The sequence below is a fragment of the Pseudomonas sp. BAV 4579 genome (assembly GCF_009765395.1).
Classification (GTDB): Bacteria; Pseudomonadota; Gammaproteobacteria; order Pseudomonadales; family Pseudomonadaceae; genus Chryseomonas; species Chryseomonas aestiva.
The window spans coordinates 23,314-43,143 of record NZ_WHOV01000002.1; the positions used below are offsets into that span (position 1 = coordinate 23,314).

16 protein-coding genes and 3 pseudogenes are annotated in these 19,830 nt (G+C 66.8%); 11 read left to right on the top strand and 8 right to left on the bottom strand.

Annotation, left to right across the window (positions count from 1 at the left end):
• Positions 1–677: 677 nt before the first annotated feature.
• The 3 pseudogenes from GSQ95_RS26950 to GSQ95_RS26960 all read left to right on the top strand — a co-directional run.
• Positions 678–2,192: pseudogene (locus GSQ95_RS26950) on the top strand (PAS domain S-box protein); the annotation flags it as partial.
• Between the two features lie 201 nt (positions 2,193–2,393).
• Positions 2,394–2,630: pseudogene (locus GSQ95_RS26955) on the top strand (ATP-binding protein); the annotation flags it as partial.
• A 144-nt stretch (positions 2,631–2,774) separates the two neighbouring features.
• Positions 2,775–3,092 (top strand): annotated as a pseudogene (locus GSQ95_RS26960) (response regulator); the annotation flags it as partial.
• An 8-nt stretch (positions 3,093–3,100) separates the two neighbouring features.
• Here GSQ95_RS26960 and GSQ95_RS00165 read toward each other — a convergent pair.
• The 3 genes from GSQ95_RS00165 to GSQ95_RS00175 all read right to left on the bottom strand — a co-directional run bounded on the left by GSQ95_RS00165 (position 3,101) and on the right by GSQ95_RS00175 (position 5,893).
• A complete protein-coding gene (locus GSQ95_RS00165; RefSeq protein WP_158891449.1) occupies positions 3,101–3,655 on the bottom strand; it encodes an L-threonylcarbamoyladenylate synthase in 555 nt (184 codons plus the stop codon).
• Positions 3,656–3,719: 64 nt separating this feature from the next.
• On the bottom strand, positions 3,720–4,805 hold the full coding sequence (gene dprA, locus GSQ95_RS00170) for a DNA-processing protein DprA (RefSeq protein WP_158891447.1): 1,086 nt from the start codon (positions 4,803–4,805) through the stop codon (positions 3,720–3,722).
• Positions 4,806–4,861: 56 nt separating this feature from the next.
• Entirely contained in the window at positions 4,862–5,893 is a 1,032-nt protein-coding gene (locus tag GSQ95_RS00175) for a LysM peptidoglycan-binding domain-containing protein (protein ID WP_158891445.1), read from the bottom strand.
• A gap of 229 nt (positions 5,894–6,122) precedes the next feature.
• Here GSQ95_RS00175 and def point away from each other — a divergent pair, with 229 nt between their 5' ends.
• The 4 genes from def to GSQ95_RS00195 are packed head-to-tail and all read left to right on the top strand — an operon-like array spanning position 6,123 to position 9,258.
• Complete coding sequence (gene def / locus GSQ95_RS00180; RefSeq protein ID WP_007160149.1) at positions 6,123–6,629, top strand: peptide deformylase; 507 nt, start codon at positions 6,123–6,125, stop codon at positions 6,627–6,629.
• Positions 6,630–6,687: 58 nt separating this feature from the next.
• The gene (gene fmt / locus GSQ95_RS00185; RefSeq protein ID WP_158891443.1) at positions 6,688–7,632 is read left to right on the top strand and encodes a methionyl-tRNA formyltransferase; all 945 of its coding nucleotides are present in this window, start codon (positions 6,688–6,690) and stop codon (positions 7,630–7,632) included.
• The gene (rsmB, locus tag GSQ95_RS00190; protein ID WP_158891441.1) at positions 7,629–8,930 is read left to right on the top strand and encodes a 16S rRNA (cytosine(967)-C(5))-methyltransferase RsmB; all 1,302 of its coding nucleotides are present in this window, start codon (positions 7,629–7,631) and stop codon (positions 8,928–8,930) included. The genes fmt and rsmB overlap by 4 nt, the downstream gene beginning before the upstream one ends.
• Before the next feature lie 10 nt (positions 8,931–8,940).
• Positions 8,941–9,258, top strand: a complete 318-nt coding sequence (locus GSQ95_RS00195; protein WP_158891439.1) for a tetratricopeptide repeat protein — start codon at positions 8,941–8,943, stop codon at positions 9,256–9,258.
• On the opposite strand, the gene GSQ95_RS00200 is transcribed toward GSQ95_RS00195, so the two are convergent.
• The 3 genes from GSQ95_RS00200 to GSQ95_RS00210 all read right to left on the bottom strand — a co-directional run bounded on the left by GSQ95_RS00200 (position 9,249) and on the right by GSQ95_RS00210 (position 11,252).
• Positions 9,249–9,521: a PilZ domain-containing protein gene (locus GSQ95_RS00200; RefSeq protein WP_158891437.1), complete on the bottom strand. Its 273-nt coding sequence runs from the start codon at positions 9,519–9,521 to the stop codon at positions 9,249–9,251. The genes GSQ95_RS00195 and GSQ95_RS00200 overlap by 10 nt on opposite strands.
• 168 nt (positions 9,522–9,689) lie before the next feature.
• Entirely contained in the window at positions 9,690–10,577 is an 888-nt protein-coding gene (locus GSQ95_RS00205) for a lysophospholipid acyltransferase (RefSeq protein ID WP_158891435.1), read from the bottom strand.
• A gap of 90 nt (positions 10,578–10,667) precedes the next feature.
• Positions 10,668–11,252, bottom strand: a complete 585-nt coding sequence (locus GSQ95_RS00210; protein ID WP_158891433.1) for a DNA-3-methyladenine glycosylase I — start codon at positions 11,250–11,252, stop codon at positions 10,668–10,670.
• A 344-nt stretch (positions 11,253–11,596) separates the two neighbouring features.
• Here GSQ95_RS00210 and glyQ point away from each other — a divergent pair, with 344 nt between their 5' ends.
• Genes glyQ through GSQ95_RS00230 form a run of 4 tightly spaced genes read left to right on the top strand, consistent with a single transcriptional unit; the run spans position 11,597 to position 15,914 of the window.
• A complete protein-coding gene (gene glyQ / locus GSQ95_RS00215; RefSeq protein ID WP_158891431.1) occupies positions 11,597–12,562 on the top strand; it encodes a glycine--tRNA ligase subunit alpha in 966 nt (321 codons plus the stop codon).
• The gene (glyS, locus tag GSQ95_RS00220) at positions 12,562–14,619 is read left to right on the top strand and encodes a glycine--tRNA ligase subunit beta (protein ID WP_158891461.1); all 2,058 of its coding nucleotides are present in this window, start codon (positions 12,562–12,564) and stop codon (positions 14,617–14,619) included. The genes glyQ and glyS overlap by 1 nt, the downstream gene beginning before the upstream one ends.
• A gap of 3 nt (positions 14,620–14,622) precedes the next feature.
• The gene (gene gmhB, locus GSQ95_RS00225) at positions 14,623–15,165 is read left to right on the top strand and encodes a D-glycero-beta-D-manno-heptose 1,7-bisphosphate 7-phosphatase (RefSeq protein WP_158891429.1); all 543 of its coding nucleotides are present in this window, start codon (positions 14,623–14,625) and stop codon (positions 15,163–15,165) included.
• A complete protein-coding gene (locus tag GSQ95_RS00230; RefSeq protein ID WP_158891426.1) occupies positions 15,165–15,914 on the top strand; it encodes a 1-acyl-sn-glycerol-3-phosphate acyltransferase in 750 nt (249 codons plus the stop codon). Before gmhB ends, GSQ95_RS00230 begins: the two co-directional genes overlap by 1 nt.
• A gap of 386 nt (positions 15,915–16,300) precedes the next feature.
• On the opposite strand, the gene gyrB is transcribed toward GSQ95_RS00230, so the two are convergent.
• Positions 16,301–18,721, bottom strand: coding sequence for a DNA topoisomerase (ATP-hydrolyzing) subunit B (gene gyrB, locus GSQ95_RS00235; RefSeq protein ID WP_133860228.1), 2,421 nt, complete (start codon positions 18,719–18,721; stop codon positions 16,301–16,303).
• Positions 18,718–19,827, bottom strand: coding sequence for a DNA replication/repair protein RecF (recF, locus tag GSQ95_RS00240; RefSeq protein ID WP_158891425.1), 1,110 nt, complete (start codon positions 19,825–19,827; stop codon positions 18,718–18,720). The genes gyrB and recF overlap by 4 nt, the downstream gene beginning before the upstream one ends.
• Between the last annotated feature and the right edge of the window lie 3 nt (positions 19,828–19,830).

The following is a 19,830-nucleotide window of genomic DNA, read 5'->3' on the forward strand; positions in this document are numbered from 1 at the left end:
TCGCCGTGGGCTGGTTGCTGCATGTCTGGCAGGCTCCGGCGAGCCGTGCCCGTTTCGCCGCCCGGCGTAGCGCCGAGCGGGAGCTGCCGCAACGCCTGCAGGCGCTCGGCGAATGGTCACGGCGCCTCGGCGGTACCACAGATCTGGCCGCCTTGCGCCTGTTCGCCACCCAGGCCCTGCGGGACTTGGCCGACGATCCCCAGGCGCGGCTGCTGTCCGTGGCCGAGGCGGGCAGTCCGCCAGTGGGTGAGTTGCTCATCCCCTTCGGTCCTGCCACTCAGCCCCTGGGCTATCTGCAACTGGACGGCGCCGTCGAGGCGGACACCCGGCTGTTGCTGGATCAATTGGCCCTGCTGCTGGGCGCCCTGCTCATGCGGCAGCAGACCCAGGACCAGGTCCGCCACCTCGAACGGCGGTTGTCGCTGGAACAGGGGCTGCTGGCCAGCGTGCTGCAGCAGGCGCCTCTGGGCATCTCCATCACCGAGGCCGGCAGCGAAGAAGCGGTGATGCTCAACGACCGTGTCGATATCCTGCTGGGCAGACGTCCGGCCGGCGAGACGCTGGACGAACGCTATGGCGCCATCGGCGCCCTGCACGCCAACGGCCAGCCCTATGCGGTGGACGACTATCCCACGGTACGGGTGCTGCGCAGCGGCCAGGCGGTGGCGCCCGAATTGATGCGCTATCGGCGACCCGACGGCAGCATCCGGCTGCTGGAGGTCTCCAGCGCGCCGGTCCGCTCCGCCACCGGCGAGGTGATCGCCTCGGTCACCCTGTTCGACGACGTCCAGCAGCGCGTCGATGCGGAAACCGCCCTGCGCGAACACAGTGCGCGCCTGGCCAGCCTGATCAACCAGGCGGCGGTCGGCATCTGCCAGACCGACGCCCGCGGGCGCATCCTGCTCGCCAATCGTCGCTATTGCGAAATGCTCGATCGCAACGAGGTCGGGGTGCTGGAGCAGACTCTGCAGGCCCAGACCCATCCCGAGGATCGGGCCATCCTGGAGCGCCACATCGACACCCTGCGCGAGCGGGGCGACAGCTTCAAGCTGGACCAGCGCTTCCTGCGCCCCGACGGCACGGTGGTCTGGGTCAGCCTGCACGGCTCGCCGCTGCAGTCGGAGGTCGGCCAGGCGCTGTCGGTGAGTCTGGTGGTGGTGGATCTCACCCAGCGCAAGCAGGCCGAAGCCTCGCTGCACCTCTCCAACCAGCGCTTCCGCAATGCCGTGGAGGCGGTGCAGGGAGTGGTCTGGACCAGCAACGCCCAGGGCCACCTGCTCGGCGAACAACTCGCCTGGAGCACCCTGACCGGGCAGAGTTATGCGCAGTATCAGCAGGACGGCTGGGCCGATGCCCTGCATCCCGAGGATGCTCCCCGCACCCTGCGCCGCTGGCGCCTGGCGGTGCAGCAGCAGGTGGATTTCCACGACGAGCACCGCCTGCGCTGTCGCGATGGTCAATGGCGCACCTTCAGCGTGCGTGCCCTGCCGGTGCGGGAGAATGGCGTGGTCTGCGAATGGGTGGGCGTGCACACCGACGTCAGCGAGATCCGCATGGCCGAGCACCGCCTGCGGCGGCTGGCCGAATTGCTGGAACAGCGCGTCCACGAACGCACCGTCGAGCGTGACCGCATGTGGCGGGTCGCCGACGACCTGCTCGGCGTCATCCAGGGGCAACGCTGGCTCAGCCGCAATCCTGCCTGGGGCCGGACCCTGGGCTGGGACGACGAGGAATTGCGTCATCAGCCGCCGACCTCGCTGGAGCACCCGGACGATCCGCCGGTATTTCCGCGCCTGGCCGCCCTGCGCCACGGCGAGGTGCTCAGCGATCTGCCCGGGCGCCTGCGCACCCGCGACGGTCACTGGCGCCACATGATGTGGAAGGCCACCGCCGATCACGACGGACGCATCTATGTCTTCGGTCGCGACGTCACCGTTGAGCACGACGCCGCCCTGGCCCTGCAGAACGCCGAGGCCGCGCTGCGCCAGGCGCAGAAGATGGAAGCCATCGGGCATCTCACCGGCGGCATCGCCCATGACTTCAACAACCTGCTCACCGGCATCAGCGGCTCCCTGGAATTGCTGCGCCGCCGCCTGGACCAGGGGCGCCACGACAACCTGCAGCGCTACCTGGACACCGCCGAGCAATCCGCCACCCGCGCCGCTGCCCTGACCCATCGCCTGCTGGCCTTCGCCCGTCGGCAGACGCTGGATCCGCGGCCGGTAGACGTCAATGACCTGATCCTGTCCCTGGAAGAACTCTTCCAGCGCACCCTGGGCGAACGCATCAGCCTGGGCAGCAGCCTCGCGCTGCAGTTGCCACCGGCGCGCACCGACACCAACCAGCTGGAGAACGCCCTGCTGAATCTGGTGATCAATGCTCGCGATGCCATGCCCGAAGGCGGCCAGCTGACCCTGGAAACCGCCCTCGATCACCTCACCGACCTGGCCGCCGAGCATGACCTGCCGCCGGGCGATTACGTACGCCTGACCATCGCCGACACCGGCAGCGGCATGCCGGCCGAGGTGGTGGATCGCGCCTTCGATCCCTTCTTCACCACCAAGCCCATTGGCCAGGGCACCGGCCTGGGTCTGTCGATGCTCTATGGCTTCATCAAGCAGTCGGGTGGCCATGTGACCCTGGAGAGCGAATTGGGTAGTGGCACTCGCGTCAGCCTCTGGCTGCCCTGCGCCCCGCCCGAGCGGCCGGCGGCGAGCGACACGCCCCAGCCGGCCATCGCCCAGAGCCGGGGCGAACGCCTGCTGCTGGTGGAAGACGATGTTTCGGTGCGATTGCTGCTACGTGAGATGCTTACCGAGCTGGGCTATCGCGTGCGCACCGCCGCCAGTGCCTCGGCGGCGCTGACCCTGGTCGACGGCGATCTGCCCTGTGACCTGCTGATCACCGACCTCGGCCTGCCGGATCTCGACGGTGCCGAGCTGGCAGGGCGTCTGCGCGAGCGCTGGCCGGAGCTGCCGGTGCTGTTCGTCAGCGGTCACGCCGAGCGGCCGACCCCGAATGGCGAGCTCTCGCTGGCCAAGCCGTTCCAGATCGATGCGCTGGCGCGGTTGCTGCGCCAGCTGCTCGACTGACCTAGGGCCTAGGGCCGGAAGACCTTGCCGGTCACCAGGTCGCGAATCACGCTGGGATTCTTGCGCCCACCCAGTTCGCCCATGAGGATGCCGTCCAGGTTATCGGGAAAGTACTGCTGGACCCGCAGCCGGGTGCGCGCGGCCGGGCGCCCGGCGGGATTGGCCGAGGTGGAGATCAGCGGCCCGGTCAGGGCGCAGAGTTCGCCCACCAGGGGATGCTCGGAGACCCGCAACGCCACGGTGGCGTGGGCGCCGGTCACCCAGCCGGGCAGGCGATTGTGGTGCGGCACCAGCCAGGTGTTGGGTCCTGGCCAGGTGCTGGCCAGCTTGGCCAGGGAGGCCTCGGGCAGATCGTGGAGCAGGAAGTCGAACTGGCGGATGTTGTCGGCCACCAGGATCAGACCCTTTTCCAGCGGCCGCCGCTTGAGCATCAGCAGGCGATAGACCGCGGCCTGATCCCAGGGATCGCAGCCCAGGCCCCAGACGGCCTCGGTAGGGTAGGCCAGGACGCCCCCCTCGCGCACGATTCGCGCCGCCTGCCGCACTCGCCAGCTGTTATGCATCGCCTAGCCTCCGCCAAATCCCTGAAGTCTACCCGAGCGCGCTGCCGATACCAGTCATCCGCCGTTAGCCGAGCCGACTCCAGCTGCCCTGCTGCGCCACCACCCGGCCTTCCAGCTCCAGCTCGGTCAGCTGGACCAGGACCTCCGGCAGCGACAGGCCGCAGAGCCGCGCCAGCTCTTCGCTGTTGAGCGGTCCGGCGGTCAGGTGGCGCAGCAGGGGATGATCCTCCACTGCCGCGGTCGCGGCGAGCGGGGCCAGGCTGCGCCAGCCCTGCAGGGCGTCGAGGATGTGTTCCACGCTCTCCACCAGTTGCGCGCCCTCGCGGATCAGCTGATGACAGCCGCGGGCGCCGGGATGATGGATGGAGCCGGGCAGGGCGAACACCTCGCGGCCCTGCTCGGCGGCCAGTCGCGCGGTGATCAGCGAACCGCTGGAGGGACTGGCCTCCACCACCAGGGTACCCAGGCTGAGACCGCTGATGATCCGGTTGCGCCGCGGGAAGTTGGCGGCCTGGGGGGTGCAGTCCAGCGGCAACTCCGAAACCAGCGCGCCACCCTCGGCTAGCAGGCGCCGGGCAAGACCCAGGTGCCGGCGCGGATAGAGCTGCCGCAAGCCGGTGCCCAGCACGGCGACCGTGCCGCCGCCGGCCTCCAGGGCGCCCTGATGCGCGGCGCCATCGATGCCCAGCGCCAGGCCACTGGTGATGCAGAAGCCGGCCGCGGCCAGGCTGTGGGCGAAACGCCGGGCATTGTCCAGCCCCTGGGCACTGGCCTGGCGACTGCCGACCAGGGCGAGTTGCGGCCGTTCGAGCAACGCGACCTGTCCTTCGACGAACAGCAGCGGCGGTGGATCGGCGATCTCGGCCAGCAACGCCGGATAGCGCTCGTCAGCCAGGCAGAGCAGGTGGCGTTCGGGGCCGTCCAGCCAGGCCAGGGCCTGAGCGACCCGCTCGCGGGTCGCCGGGCTGCGACGGGCATCCGCGGCCACCGCCGGCAGGCGCAGGGCGCGCCAGGCCGAAGCGGGGGCACTGAGGGCGGCAGCGGCGCTGCCAAAGGCATCCAGCAGCAGGCGCTGGCGCACCGCGCCGAGTTCCGGCAGGGCATGCAGGCGAAGCCGGGCGTCCAGCTCGGCAGGGGAGAAGCTGGCCATGGTGTCGTCCTTGAGGGTTGGCCAGTCGCCGTCCTGGCGACCCGAAGGGGTAGCGGTTAGGGGTTGCGCACCTTGTCCATGATTTCCAGCTGGCGGGTGGCGGTCAGGATCAGGCCGTAGCTGATCTTGTCGTAGGTGCGAAACACCATCAGCAGGCCGGCGCGCTCGTCGGGGATCTTCACCAGCTCGCCGGTGATGCGATCGCGCACCGTCTCGCCGGTCTTGTTGACCGCCAGCACATTGCCTTCGGTCAGGCCATCGCGGGTACCCTTGTTCAGGGTCACCACATCGAACTGACCGACCTGAGTGACGCCACGGGGCACGTCGAGGATCAGGCCGCTGATGTCACGCGCCGGCGCGCTGGGCATGAAGGTGGAATTCACCAGCCGCTCCTCGGTGGGGAACAGCCGGTCGCCCAGGCGGACCTCCTGGGTGGTGCGGGTCAGCCGCAGGGTGGCGATGTCGCCTTCCTGGGTAACCAGATCGGCGCTGCCGATGAAGTCGCCGTTGATGCCGAGGAAGGCACCGGTCTTGGGATCGACATAGGTCTTGCCCTGGCGATAGATGCCATAGGCCGAGACGCCCGGTTGCAGCTTGCCGCGCACATAGATGCGATCGCCAGCGCCGCTCACCACGCGCTCGGCGTTGCCGGCCACCACATAGGGCGCCGCCTGGAATTGTTCGGCAGAATCGATGGCGCGATTCTGCAGCAGGAAGCTGTTGACCGCTTCCAGCGGAATGGCCGGGATGGCTTCGGCGATGGGCGTGCTGCGCACCGTGGGTGACAGCTTGACCGTGCCGCGCGAGGCGCCGCGGTTGAGCTGCAGGCGCGGCTGGCCGTCGACATAGCTCAGCATCAGGGTATCGCCGGGATAGATGAGATGGGGATTCTTGATCTGCGGATTGGCCTGCCAGATCTCCGGCCATTCCCAGGGTTTGCTGAGGAATCTGGCGGAGATGTCCCAGAGGGTATCGCCGCGGACCACGGTGTAGCTTTCCGGGTGATCCTGTCGCAGGGTGACCGCCGCATACGCCGACTGCAGGGCGCCCGCTGCAACCAGCGCCAGGGCGAACAAAGATTTCCTCATGCGTCGAATCCCTTTACACTTAGCTTTGAAGAACCGTCTTCACGCAAACGTCGGGGAATCGCCCCAGTCGTGCCCTGATCGCCACCTTTGTCGGCACCGGGCGGCGCAGGTGCCCATCCCCGTCGACCGACGTCATCCACCCTTCGGGACCAGCCCGAGCCGGGTGGAGACAACGCTGCGGCATCTTAGCAGCGCCCCTTGACTGTATTCCACAAGTGCCCTCAACGCCATGGCGATCCTAGACATCCTCGAATTTCCCGATCCCCGCCTGCGCACCGTCGCCAAGCCCATCGACACGGTGGACGACGCCCTGCGCCAGACCATCGACGACATGTTCGAGACCATGTACGAAGCGCCCGGCATCGGTCTGGCCGCCACCCAGGTCAACGTCCATCGTCGCCTGGTGGTGATCGACGTCAGCGAAGACAAGAGCGAGCCGCTGGTCTTCATCAATCCCGAGGCCGAGCCGCTCACCCAGGAACTGGGCGAGTACCAGGAAGGCTGCCTGTCGATCCCCGGTTTCTACGAAAAGGTCTGCCGCCCCGAGCGCGTCCGGGTCAAGGCCCTGGACCGCGACGGCAAGCCCTTCGAACTGGAATGCGACGGCCTGCTGGCGGTATGCATCCAGCACGAGATCGATCACCTCGACGGCAAGCTGTTCGTCGACTATCTGTCGCCGCTCAAGCGCGATCGCATCAAGAAGAAGCTCGAAAAGCAGCAGCGCCACAAGGCCTGATCGCCCTGGCGGACGGCGTCATCGGCGTCCGCCGCTCGCCCTTTCCGCCAGGTCCGCCATGTCCAGATCCCTTCGCCTCGTCTTCGCCGGAACCCCGGAATTCGCCGCCGTGCACCTGCAGGCGCTGATCGACGCCGGTTATCCCATCGCCGCCGTCTATACCCAGCCGGATCGCCCCGCCGGGCGTGGCCAGAAACTGGCCATGAGTCCAGTCAAGCAGCTGGCGCTGAGCCACGGCATCCCCGTGCAGCAGCCGCTGACCCTGCGCGATCCCGCCGCCCAGGCCACCCTGGCGGCGCTGGAACCCGATCTGCTGGTGGTGGTGGCCTACGGCCTGATCCTGCCCCAGGCGGTGCTCGACATCCCGCGCCTGGGCTGTATCAACAGCCATGCCTCGCTGCTGCCGCGCTGGCGCGGCGCCGCGCCCATCCAGCGCGCCCTGGAGGCCGGCGATGCCGAGTCCGGGGTCACCGTGATGCGCATGGAAGCCGGTCTGGATACCGGGCCGATGCTAAGCAAGGTGACCACGCCGCTGACCGCCACGGACACCGGAGGCAGCCTGCACGATCGCCTGGCCGCCCTGGGCGCCGCCGCCGTGGTCCAGGCCCTGCCGGGTCTGGCCGACGGCAGTCTGCCGGGCGAGGTGCAGGACGACAACCTGGCCACCTACGCCCACAAGCTCAACAAGGACGAGGCCCGGCTGGACTGGGGTCGTCCGGCGGCGGAGCTGGAGCGCCGTATCCGCGCCTTCGATCCCTGGCCGCTGTGCCACACCGCCCTGGCCGGCGAGCCACTCAAGGTCTGGGCCGCGGAACTCGCCGAAGGGCAGGGCGTGGCGGGCATGGTGCTGGATGCCGATCGCTCCGGCCTGCTGGTCGCCTGCGGTGAAGGTGCCCTGCGCCTGACCCGCCTGCAGCTGCCCGGTGGCAAGCCACTGGGCTTCGCCGATCTCTATAACGCCCGTCGCGAGCGCTTCGCCCCCGGTCAGGTGCTGGGTCTATGAATCCGCGACTGGCAGCTACCCGCGCCCTGGCGGCGGTCCTTGCCGGACGTGCCTCCCTGGGCAGCAGCCTGCCCGAGCAACTGGCCAAGGTCGATCCGCGTGACCGCGCCCTGGCCCAGGATCTGGCCTTCGGCACCGCCCGCTGGCAGCCGCGCCTGTCGCTGCTGGCGGAAAAGCTCATGGAAAAACCCTTCAAGGCCGGCGACCGCGATCTCGAAGCCCTGCTGCTGATCGGGCTCTACCAGCTGTTCCATACCCGCATCCCGGCCCATGCCGCCATCGGCGAGACGGTAGGCTGCGTCGACAAGCTGAAGAAATCCTCGGCCAAGGGTCTGCTCAATGCCGTGCTGCGCCGCGCCCAGCGTGAATACGACAGCCTGCTGCCAGGCCTGGAGCATGATCCGGCCGCGCGCCTGGCCCATCCACGCTGGCTGCAGAAGACGCTCAAGGCACGCTGGCCGGAGCAGTGGGAAGCCGTCGCCACCGCCAACAACCTGCATCCGCCGCTGATTCTCAGGGTCAATCGCCGTCAAGGCAGTCGCGACAGCTATCTGGCCGAGCTGGCCGCCGCCGGCATCGAGGCCGTGCCCTGCGCCTTCAGCGCCGACGGCATCCGCCTGCTGCAGCCCCAGGACGTCACCGTCCTGCCGGGCTTTGCCACGGGGCGTCTCAGCGTGCAGGACGAAGCCGCGCAGCTGGCCGCCGAACTCCTCGAGCTGGCACCCGGCCAGCGGGTGCTGGACGCCTGTGCCGCGCCCGGTGGCAAGACCTGCCACCTGCTGGAACGCGAACCGGGACTGGCCGAGGTGGTGGCGCTGGACGCCGATGCCGGCCGTCTGCAGCGGGTCGAGCAGAATCTGGCCCGCCTGGGCCTTACCGCCCGCACCCTGGCCGCCGACGGCCGCGCCGTGGCCGACTGGTGGGACGGCACGCCCTTCCAGCGCATCCTGCTGGATGCCCCCTGCAGCGCCACCGGGGTGATCCGCCGCCATCCGGACATCAAGCTGACCCGCCAGGCCAGCGACATCGCACCCCTGGTGCAACTGCAGGGCGAATTGCTGGACGCCCTCTGGCCGACGCTGGAGGTGGGCGGCATCCTGGTCTATGCCACCTGCTCGGTGTTGCCGGAAGAAAACAGCGACAACCTCGCCGCCTTTCTCGTTCGCACCTCGGGCGCCCGCGAACTGGACATTCCCGCCCCCTGGGGCCTTGCCCAACCCCATGGCCGCCAGCTCCTGCCGCAACCCGAAGGCCACGACGGCTTCTATTACTGCAAGCTGATCAAGATCGCCAAGTAGGAATCCCACCATGCTCGAATCCCTGGAGAAGATGCTCGCCCGCGGCCAGGACAACGCCCTGCTCAGATTCGGTCTGGGCAAGGGCTATCTGGATGCCGGGGAGCCCGCGCGGGCGATCGAGCACCTGGCGCGCTGCGTCGAATTCGATCCGGCCTATTCGGCGGCCTGGAAGCTGCTGGGCAAGGCCCATGAGGGGAGTGGCGACCTGGCCAGCGCCGAGGCGGCCTGGATCCAGGGTCTGCAGGCGGCGCAAGCCAAGGGCGACAAGCAGGCGGAAAAGGAGATGACGGTGTTTCTCAAGCGCCTGGCGCGCCGCGCTCAGTCGTGATCGCGCAGGAACCTGAGGCCCGCGCCGTCAGCGTCGGTGCGCATGACTTCCATGGTCACCTTGGGCGCCTCGATCGGCAGGTCGAGTACCTGGCCGACCACGCGGGTGCCCTGCGGTAGCCGGGTCAGCTCGGGATGCACCACATAGACGCCACCATCGGACAGGTCGCGGGTCTCACCGACGATCTCGCCATCCGGATAGGCGATCCACAGCCGGCACTTGAGTGGGGTACGGGTATGTTGGCGCTGATCGCGCGAATTCATCACCTGACTCCCTGGCTTGGGCGTTCCCTAGAGGTCCGGACAGCTTCCGGCAAAGCCCAGCGGCTGTCAGCCGCGCGCCGACCGAACGGTCCTGGCGAAGCGCCGAGCGATAGGTCGTAGGACCACCGCCTGCCCCTCAGCGCCCGGGCAGGACCTGGGCGAGAGACCTCAGTACCACTTCTCCTCGCCATCCGGGCGATTCTTGAACCTCTTCATGCTCCACATGTACTGGGTCGGATAGCGCCGTACGTAGCCGGCCAGCACTTCGCTCATGGCGGCCACCGAGACCTCCGGATCCGGGTCGTACATGGCTGGCGGCGCGGCCTCCAGGATCACCTTGTAGCCGCTGCCGTTTGCCAGGCGCACGGCATGGAAGAACACGCCGCGGGCCTTGCCGCGCGCCAGCAGCGAAGGCACGAACTTGCTGGTCAGGGCGGTGGTGCCGAGGAAGGGCACGAAGAGCCCGGCGCTGCGACTCGGCTCGGGATCGGCCGGAATCCCCACGGCGCCGCCGCGTCGGACTTCCTTGATCACGCTGATGATGCCTTCCGGGGTGGAGGGCGCCACGCGGTTGCCCAGCTGGACCCGCTGGCGCTTGAGCAGGTCGTCCACCGCCTTCAGCTTGGGCGGCCGATAGAAGATGATCGGCTTGGCATGGGAGCAATAGAAGTGGTTGAGCAACTCCCAGTTGCCCAGGTGGCTGGTGATGCCCACCACGCCATCGCCGGACGCCAGAGCCTCCTGCAGGACGTCCATGCCTTCCACCTCGCGCACCAGGCGCAGGGAACGCTGGGGCGACCAGATCCAGGCGCAGGCGCTCTCGGTCAGGGTCTTGCCGATGCCGCGCAGGCACTCGCGTGACAGCCGCTCCAGGCCGGCGGCGTCGAGCTCGGGAAAACAGTGGGCGAGGTTGATGCGGGTAACCTTGCTGGCGCGGGTCGGCAGCTTCCACATGCACCAGCCGATGAATCCACCCAGGCGCTGGACCAATGGCCAGGGCAGCAGAGCGAAAAGGCGCAGGAAGGCGATCATCAGCGCGCCTTTGAATCTTTCCAAAAGAGGGACTCCTGTCTGAATGCGCCGACAGTTTAGCGTCTACAAGTCCCGGAAACGTTAAGAAAGCGTAAGGTTCGCGCCAACTGACGCCTATACATTCGAATTTTCCTGCAGTTCTGCCGACGAGGACGCCAATTGGGCATGGCGGTCGCAATCGAGGGTATGGTCCATCACCAGGCCCATGGCCTGCATGAAGGCATAGCAGATGGTCGGCCCGACAAAGGTGAAACCGGCCCGCTTGAGCGCCTTGCTCATGGCCTCGGCTTCCGGGGTGATCGCCGGCACCTCCTGGCGATCGCGAAAGTGATTGATCCTGGGCGCACCACCGACAAAGGACCACAGCCAGCCGGAAGGGTCTTCGAGTCTCAGCCAGGCCTGGGCATTCTGACGAGCGGCGCGCAGCTTGGCGCCATTGCGGATGATGCCCGGGTCCTGCATCAGCACGGCGATCTCGGCATCGCTCAGCTGCGCCAGGCGCTGGGGATCGAAGCCGTGCAGCACCTGACGATAGCGCTCGCGCTTCTTCAGCACGGTGATCCACGACAGTCCGGCCTGGAAGCCTTCCAGCAGGAGGAATTCGAAGAGCACCGCCGGATCGCGCTGGGGCACGCCCCATTCATGGTCGTGATACTCGATGTACAGCGGATCGGCGGTGCACCAGAAACAACGCGGCATGGCGAAGGCTCGGACGGCGAGGGGAGACGTCACCTTAGCGCAGTTGGCCGCCAGCGGAGGCGAGTCATAACGGCCTCTGGAATGGGTAGCACGGCGAATGCGCTGAACGCACGTTTCTAACAGACTGCAGGCGCTGCTACCGTAGCAGCAGCTACCTATATCGCGGCCATGGGCCGTTCCTACAGGCCAACCCGTACCTGTAGGAGCGGCCCATGGCCGCGATAAAGCGCGCAGCCGGTCATCTCTGCCCAATACCGCCAGGCAGCCCTAATCCGCCCATGCGGCCACCCCCGGCTTTCAGCTATACTCCCCGGCTTTTCGTCGCAGCCGAACGGGTATCTTTCGTGAGCCAGTCCAAGCCCACCGTGCGCACCTTCCAAGACTTGATCCTGGCCTTGCAGCAATACTGGGCCGAGCAGGGCTGCGTGGTACTCCAGCCCTATGACATGGAAGTCGGCGCCGGTACCTTCCACACCGCCACCTTCCTGCGCGCCATCGGTCCCGAGACCTGGAACGCCGCCTATGTGCAGCCCAGCCGCCGCCCCACCGACGGCCGCTATGGCGAGAACCCCAACCGCCTGCAGCACTACTACCAGTTCCAGGTGGTCCTCAAGCCCAATCCGGACAACTTCCAGGAGCTCTACCTTGGCTCCCTGGCCGCCATCGGCCTGGATCCGCTGGTGCACGACGTGCGCTTCGTCGAGGACAACTGGGAATCGCCCACCCTGGGCGCCTGGGGTCTCGGCTGGGAAGTCTGGCTCAACGGCATGGAAGTCACCCAGTTCACCTACTTCCAGCAGGCGGGCGGTATCGAGTGCTATCCGGTGACCGGCGAGATCACCTATGGCCTGGAACGCCTGGCCATGTACCTGCAGGGCGTGGACTCGGTCTACGACCTGATCTGGGCCGACGGCCCCTTCGGCACCGTGACCTACGGCGACGTCTTCCACCAGAACGAAGTGGAGCAGAGCACCTACAACTTCGAGCACGCCAATGTGCCCAAGCTGTTCGAACTGTTCGACTTCTACGAGTCCGAGGCCAATCGCCTGATCGCCCTGGACCTGCCGCTGCCCACCTACGAGATGGTGCTCAAGGCCTCCCACACCTTCAACCTGCTGGACGCCCGCCGCGCCATCTCGGTGACCGAGCGCCAGCGTTACATCCTGCGCGTGCGCACCCTGGCGCGCAGCGTCGCCCAGGGCTACTTCAAGGCCCGGGCCCGGCTGGGCTTCCCGCTGGCCAGCCCCGCGCTGCGTGACGAGATCCTGGGTCGCGACGATGTCCAGGCGCTGCTCAAGGAGGGCGAATGATGAGCACCACTCTGGATTTCCTGGTCGAACTGGGTACCGAAGAACTTCCACCCAAGGCGCTCAAGACCCTGGGGGACAGCTTTCTCGCCGGTATCGAGAAGGGCCTCAAGCAGGCCGGTCTCGGCTATGCCGGCGCCCGCGCCTATGCCGCGCCGCGCCGCCTGGCCGTGCTGGTCGAAGCCCTGCAGACCCAGCAGCCCGAGCGGAGCGTCAACCTGGACGGCCCGCCGCTGCAGGCCGCCTTTGGCGCCGATGGCCAGCCGACCCAGGCGGCCCTGGGCTTCGCCCGCAAGTGTGGCGTCGACATCAGTGCCATCGATCGCAGCGGCCCCAAGCTGAGATTCTCCCAGAGCATTCCTGGGCAGCCGGCGGCCAGCCTGCTGCCCGGCATCGTCGAAGCCTCCCTGGCCGAGCTGCCGATTCCCAAGCGCATGCGCTGGGCCGCCCGCCGCGAGGAATTCGTCCGTCCCACCCAGTGGCTGGTGATGCTGCTGGGTGACGAGGTCATCGACTGCGAGATCCTCACCCGCCGTGCCGGCCGTGAGTCCCGCGGCCATCGCTTCCACCATCCCGACGCCGTGCGCATCAGCGCCCCGGCCCACTACGCCGCCGATCTGCGCGCCGCCCATGTGCTGGCCGACTTCGCCGAGCGCCGCCAGCTCATCGAATCCCGCGTAGCCGAACTGGCCGCGGCGGAGCAGGGCAGCGCCGTGGTGCCGCCTGCGCTGCTGGACGAGGTGACCGCCCTGGTGGAATGGCCGGTGCCCCTGGTCTGCGCCTTCGAGGAACGTTTCCTCGAGGTGCCCCAGGAAGCCCTGATCACCACCATGCAGGACAACCAGAAGTACTTCTGCCTGCTGGACGCCCAGGGCAGGCTGCTGCCGCGCTTCATCACCGTGGCCAACCTGGAAAGCAAGGATCCGGCGCAGATCGTCAGCGGCAACGAGAAGGTGGTCCGCCCCCGCCTCACCGACGCCGAGTTCTTCTTCAAGCAGGACCAGAAGCAACCGCTGGAAAGCTTCAACGAGCGCCTCAAGAACGTGGTCTTCCAGGCCCAGCTCGGCAGCGTCTACGACAAGGCCCAGCGCGTCGCCGCCCTGGCCGCCTTTATCGCCGAGCGTATCGGCGGTGATGCCGAGCGCGCCCAGCGTGCCGGCGTCCTCGCCAAGTGTGACCTGGCCACCGAGATGGTCGGCGAATTCCCCGAGATGCAGGGCATCGCCGGCTACTACTACGCCAAAAAAGGCGGCGAGGCCGAAGACGTGGCCCTGGCGCTCAACGAGCAGTACATGCCGCGCGGTGCTGGCGCCGAGGTGCCGCAGACCCTGACCGGCGCGGCCGTGGCCTTGGCCGACAAGCTCGACACCCTGGTCGGCATCTTCGGTATCGGCATGCTGCCCACCGGCAGCAAGGATCCCTTCGCCCTGCGCCGTCAGGCCCTGGGTGTGCTGCGCATCCTCATCGAGAAGGGCCTGGAGCTGGATCTGCCAGCCGCCGTCGCCTTCGCCATCGCCGGCTATGGCGAGCGGGTCAAGGCTGCCGGCCTGCAGGAGCAGGTGCTGGACTTCGTCTTCGACCGTCTGCGTGCCCGCTACGAGGACGAGGGCGTCGACACCGCGGCCTACCTGGCGGTACGCGCCCTGCGTCCGGCCTCGGCGCTGGACTTCGACCAGCGCGTGCAGGCCGTGCAGGCCTTCCGTCGCCTGCCCGAGGCCGAGGCCCTGGCCGCCGCCAACAAGCGCGTCTCCAACCTGCTCGGCAAGTTCGAAGGTCAGGTCGCCGCCCAGGCCGATGCCGCCCTGTTCGAGACCGACGCCGAGCGCACCCTGGCCGCCGCCATCGCCGAGGCCGAGCGGGATGCCGCGCCCCTGGCCGAAGCCCGTCGCTATGGCGCAGCCCTGGAGCGCCTGGCCAGTCTGCGCGCGCCGGTGGATGCCTTCTTCGACGAGGTGTTGGTCAACGCCGAGGACGAGCGTGTCCGCGCCAATCGCTATGCGCTGCTCGCTCACCTGCGTGGCCTGTTCCTCGGTATCGCCGACATCTCGGTGCTGGGCTAGGGCATGAAACTGATCGTGCTGGACCGCGACGGCGTCATCAATGTCGATTCCGATGACTACGTACGCAGCGCCGCGCAGTGGCAACCGCTGCCCGGTAGCCTGGCGGCCATCGCCCGGCTGAACCGGGCCGGTTGGCAGGTGGCCGTGGCCACCAACCAGTCCGGCCTGGCGCGCGGTTACTTCACTGAAGACGACCTGGCGGCCATGCACGAGAAACTGCAGCGGCTGCTGGCGGAGGAGGGCGGTCGGGTCGACCTGATCCTCCACTGCCCCCATGGCCCGGAAGCCGGCTGCGACTGCCGCAAGCCGCTGCCCGGCCTGTTTCGCGCCATCGCCCACTACTATGGCCGTACCGACCTGGGCGGTGTCCCGGTGGTGGGCGACAGCCTGCGCGATCTGGAAGCCGGCATGGCCCTTGGTTGCACGCCCTACCTGGTGCGTACCGGCAAGGGCGAGCGCACCCTGGCCAAGCCTTTGCCATCCGCTACCCGGGTCTTCGCCGACCTGGCGGCGGTGGCTGATCATCTGCTCGAGGAAGCGCCCTGATGCGGCTCTTGCGTACCCTGTTGTTCTATGTGCTGCTGGGGACCAGCGGCATCCTCTGGTCCTGCGTCAGCCTGCTGATCGCGCCCTTCCTAGCCCATCGCGCCCGCTATCGGCTGGTAGTCAAGGCCTGGACCGGTTTCGCCGTCTGGCTGGCCAAGGTCATCTGCGGCATCCGCTACGAGATCGACGGCCTGGAAAACGTCCCGGCGCAGCCCTGCGTGATCGTGGCCAACCACCAGAGCACCTGGGAAACCTTCTTTTTGTCCGCCCAGTTCGAGCCCACCTCCCAGGTGATCAAGCGCGAATTGCTCAGGATTCCCTTCTTTGGCTGGGCCTTTTCGCTGCTCAAGCCCATCGCCATCGACCGTGACAACGGCAAACTGGCCCTGCAGCAGCTGACCGAACAGGGCGGCCGTTATCTCGCCCAGGGCTGCTGGGTACTGATCTTTCCCCAGGGCACCCGCATCGATTACGGCCAGATGGGCAAGTTCTCCCGCGGTGGCGCCGCCCTGGCCTGCAGCCTCAACGTGCCCATCCTGCCCATCGCCCACGATGCCGGCGCCTACTGGCCCAATCGCTCCTGGATCAAGTCGCCGGGGACCATCAAGGTCAGCATCGGCCCGCTGCTCCATCCCCAGGGCCAGGATCCCCGCGCCATCGTCGATCTCAATAATCGCTGCTTCGCCTTCATCGAGCAGGCCCTGGCCCCCAAGCCCGATGCCGACCCGGCCGAGCGCTGCGTAGCCTGAGCGCCAGGCCGCAAGGCCTGGCTGTTTCCACCTCTTTTCCTCCCTTTTCCCACAGACTTATCCACAGGCTTTGCTGGGCTTTTCGCGCATCCGAATTTTGGGCTGCTAGCGCGGATTGACCGTCATCCACAAGTACCGACAAGCTTATTCCCAGGCTTATCCACAGGAACGTCCTTTATATCCTGTGTCTCTATGCCGCATGGCACGGCCCCTTTACGGATATTTTCGGCGTTGATCAAAAGCGGCTGAGGAAAACTATCCACAAAACCTTCGGCTATAAGATGAACGGCGTTGGTTGTCGTGGAACGAAACGGCACGACTCTCTAGCCAGAATGTTTTCCACAAAAAAGCCCCGCATGGCGGGGCTTGTGCATAACCGCAGTCGATCAGACGTCGAGGTTCGATACCGCCAGGGCGTTGCTCTCGATGAAGTCGCGACGCGGCTCCACGTGATCGCCCATCAGGGTATTGAAGATCTGATCGGCAGCCACGGCATCCTCGATGGTGACCTGCAGCATGCGCCGCACGTTCGGGTCCATGGTGGTTTCCCACAGCTGATCCGGATTCATCTCACCCAGGCCCTTGTAGCGCTGGATGTTGAATCTCTTGCTGGTTTCGTTCATCAGCCATTCCCAGGCTTCCTTGAAGGTGCTGACCGGGCGACGGCGTTCACCGCGCTTGGCATAGGCGCCTTCTTCCAGCAGGTTGTCCAGCTGGGCGGCCAGCTCGGTCACCAGGCGGTAATCGTTGCTGCCGAAGAAATCCCGGTTGAAGGTGACGTAGCTGGACAGGCCATGGGCGCGGGTTTCCACCTCTGGTAGCCATAGGCCTCGCTCGCGGTCCTCGCGCAAGCTGACGCGGTAGGTAGTGCCAGAGCGTTCGGAGGTCTGCAGGCGTGCGCTAAGGCCTTCCAGCCACTGACGCATCGCCGCTTCATCAGCCAGCTGATCGACACCGACCCGCGGCAGGTACAGCAGGTGTTCGCTGACGGCGGCCGGATACAGCCGCGACAGGCGCTTGAAGGTCTTCATCACCTGGCGATAGCTGTTCACCAGCTTCTCGAGTTCCACGCCGGACAGGCCCGGGGCATTCTCGTTGACGTGGAGGCTAGCCTCTTCCAGGGCGGTCTGGGTCAGGTATTCCTCCATCGCCTCGTCGTCCTTGATGTACTGCTCCTGCTTGCCACGCTTCACCTTGTACAGCGGCGGCTGGGCGATGTAGATGTAGCCCCGCTCGATCAGCAGCGGCATCTGGCGGAAGAAGAAGGTCAGCAGCAGGGTACGGATGTGCGAACCGTCCACATCGGCATCGGTCATGATGATGATGTTGTGGTAGCGCAGCTTGTCGATGTTGAATTCTTCGCGGCCGATGCCGCAGCCCAGTGCGGTAATCAGGGTGCCCACTTCCTGGGAGGAGAGCATCTTGTCGAAGCGCGCCTTCTCCACGTTGAGGATCTTGCCCTTGAGCGGCAGGATCGCCTGGGTGCGCCGGTTGCGGCCCTGCTTGGCCGAACCACCGGCGGAGTCACCCTCGACGATGTAGAGTTCGGACAGCGCCGGGTCCTTCTCCTGGCAGTCCGCCAGCTTGCCCGGCAGGCCGGCGATATCCAGGGCGCCCTTGCGGCGGGTCATCTCGCGCGCCTTGCGCGCCGCTTCCCGGGCCCGGGCCGCGTCGATCATCTTGCCGACAACCGCCTTGGCTTCGTTGGGGTTCTCCAGCAGGAAGTCGGAGAAGTGCTTGCCCATCTCCTGTTCCACCGCGGTCTTCACCTCGGAAGAGACCAGCTTGTCCTTGGTCTGGGAGGAGAACTTGGGATCCGGCACCTTGACCGAGATGATGGCGGTCAGGCCTTCACGGGCGTCGTCACCGGTGGTGGCCACCTTGAACTTCTTGGCCAGACCCTCGGCCTCGATGTAGCTGTTCAGGTTGCGTGTCAGCGCCGAGCGAAAGCCCGCCAGGTGGGTGCCGCCATCGCGCTGGGGAATGTTGTTGGTGAAGCAGAGGATGTTCTCGTTGAAGCTGTCGTTCCACTGCAGTGCCACTTCCACGCCGACGCCATCGTCTTCGCGCTGCACCTGGAAGTGGAATACCTCGTTCACCGCGGTCTTGTTGGTGTTCAGGTAGTCGACGAAGGCACGCAGGCCGCCCTCGTACTTGAACAGCTCTTCCTTGCCACTGCGCTCGTCGCGCAGGACGATGCCGACGCCGGAGTTGAGGAAGGACAGTTCGCGAATCCGCTTGGCCAGGATGTCCCAGCTGAACTGGATGTTGTTGAAGGTCTCGGCGGACGGCTTGAAATGCACCTGGGTACCGGTGGTGTCGGTCTCGCCGATCACTGCCAGCGGCGCCTGGGGTACGCCGTGCACATAGACCTGCTCCCACAGCTGGCCAGCGCGGCGAATGGTCAGCCGCAGCTCCTCGGACAGGGCGTTCACCACCGAGACACCCACGCCGTGCAGGCCGCCGGACACCTTGTAGGTGTTGTCGTCGAACTTACCGCCGGCGTGCAGCACGGTCATGATGACCTCGGCCGCCGAGACGCCTTCCTCTTTGTGGATGTCCACCGGGATGCCGCGGCCGTTGTCGCGCACGGTGATGGATTCATCCATGTGGATGGTGATGCTGATCTCGCTGCAGAAGCCGGCCAGGGCCTCGTCGATGGAGTTGTCCACCACCTCGAAGACCATGTGGTGCAGGCCGGTGCCGTCATCGGTGTCGCCGATGTACATGCCGGGGCGCTTGCGCACGGCATCCAGTCCCTTCAGCACCTTGATGCTGGAAGAGTCGTAGGTATTGGTCTCGCTCATGCTTGGCTCCCGCTAGTGTGGGTCTGCTTGATATGGCCGTGTTCCACGTGAAACACGCTGACCTCTGTCTCCGGCCGCCAGGCGGCCTGTAGCGTCTCGCGCTCGACACAGGTGATGAAGACTTGGCACTCCAGTGCCTCCAGCAGCCGGCACAAGGCCAGCCGGTGTCCCTCGTCCAGTTCCGAGGGCAGGTCGTCGATGAGATAGACGCACTGGCCCCGCTTGACCTGGTTGACCAATCGCCCCTGGGCGATGCGCAGTGCGCACACCACCAGCTTCTGCTGGCCGCGCGACAGGATGTCCGCCGCGTTGTGATTGCCGATGCGGATGCGCAGGTCGGCGCGCTGGGGCCCGGCCTGGGTATGTCCCAGCTGCAGATCCCGCGGCAGACTGTCCGCCAGCACCTCGCGCAGATCGCGCTCGCGGTCCCAGCCGCGGTAGTAGCTCAGGGTCAGGCCATCGAGCTGGATCAGCTCGGCCAGTACCGCGGTGAATTCCGGCTTCAGTCGCTGGATATAGGCCTGGCGAAAGCCATCGATCTCGGTGCTGGCCAGGGCCAGTTCCTGATCCCAGGCGGCCTGCGCCGCAGGGTCGATTTTACCACGTCTGAGCCAGTGATTTCGCTGCCTGAGCGCCTTTTGCAGACGTTGCCATAGCGGCAGAAATCGCTGTTCCTCGTGGAACACACCCCAGTCGAGAAATTGCCGCCTGATCTTGGGGCTGCCTTCGAGCAGCCGGAAGCCGTCGGGGTTGATCAACTGCAGCGGCAGCACCTCGGCCAGCTGCGCCGCGCTGCGGGCATTCTCGCCATTGATGCGAATCTGGTAGTCGCCGCCGCGCTCGCGCTGGATACCCAGGTTGCAGTCCTGGCCACCGGGCAGCCGCACCTGGCCAAACACCGTGCAACTGGCCTGCTCGTGCTGGATGACCGGCGCCAGCTTGGTGCTGCGAAAGGAGCGGGCCAGGCCCAGCAGGTGGATGGCTTCCAGCAGGCTGGTCTTGCCGCTGCCGTTGGCGCCATGCAGGAGGTTGACCCGGGGCGAGGGCTGAAGCGCGACCGCCTGCAGATTGCGCAGGCGGTCGGCGTTGAAGCGGATCAGCGTCATCGA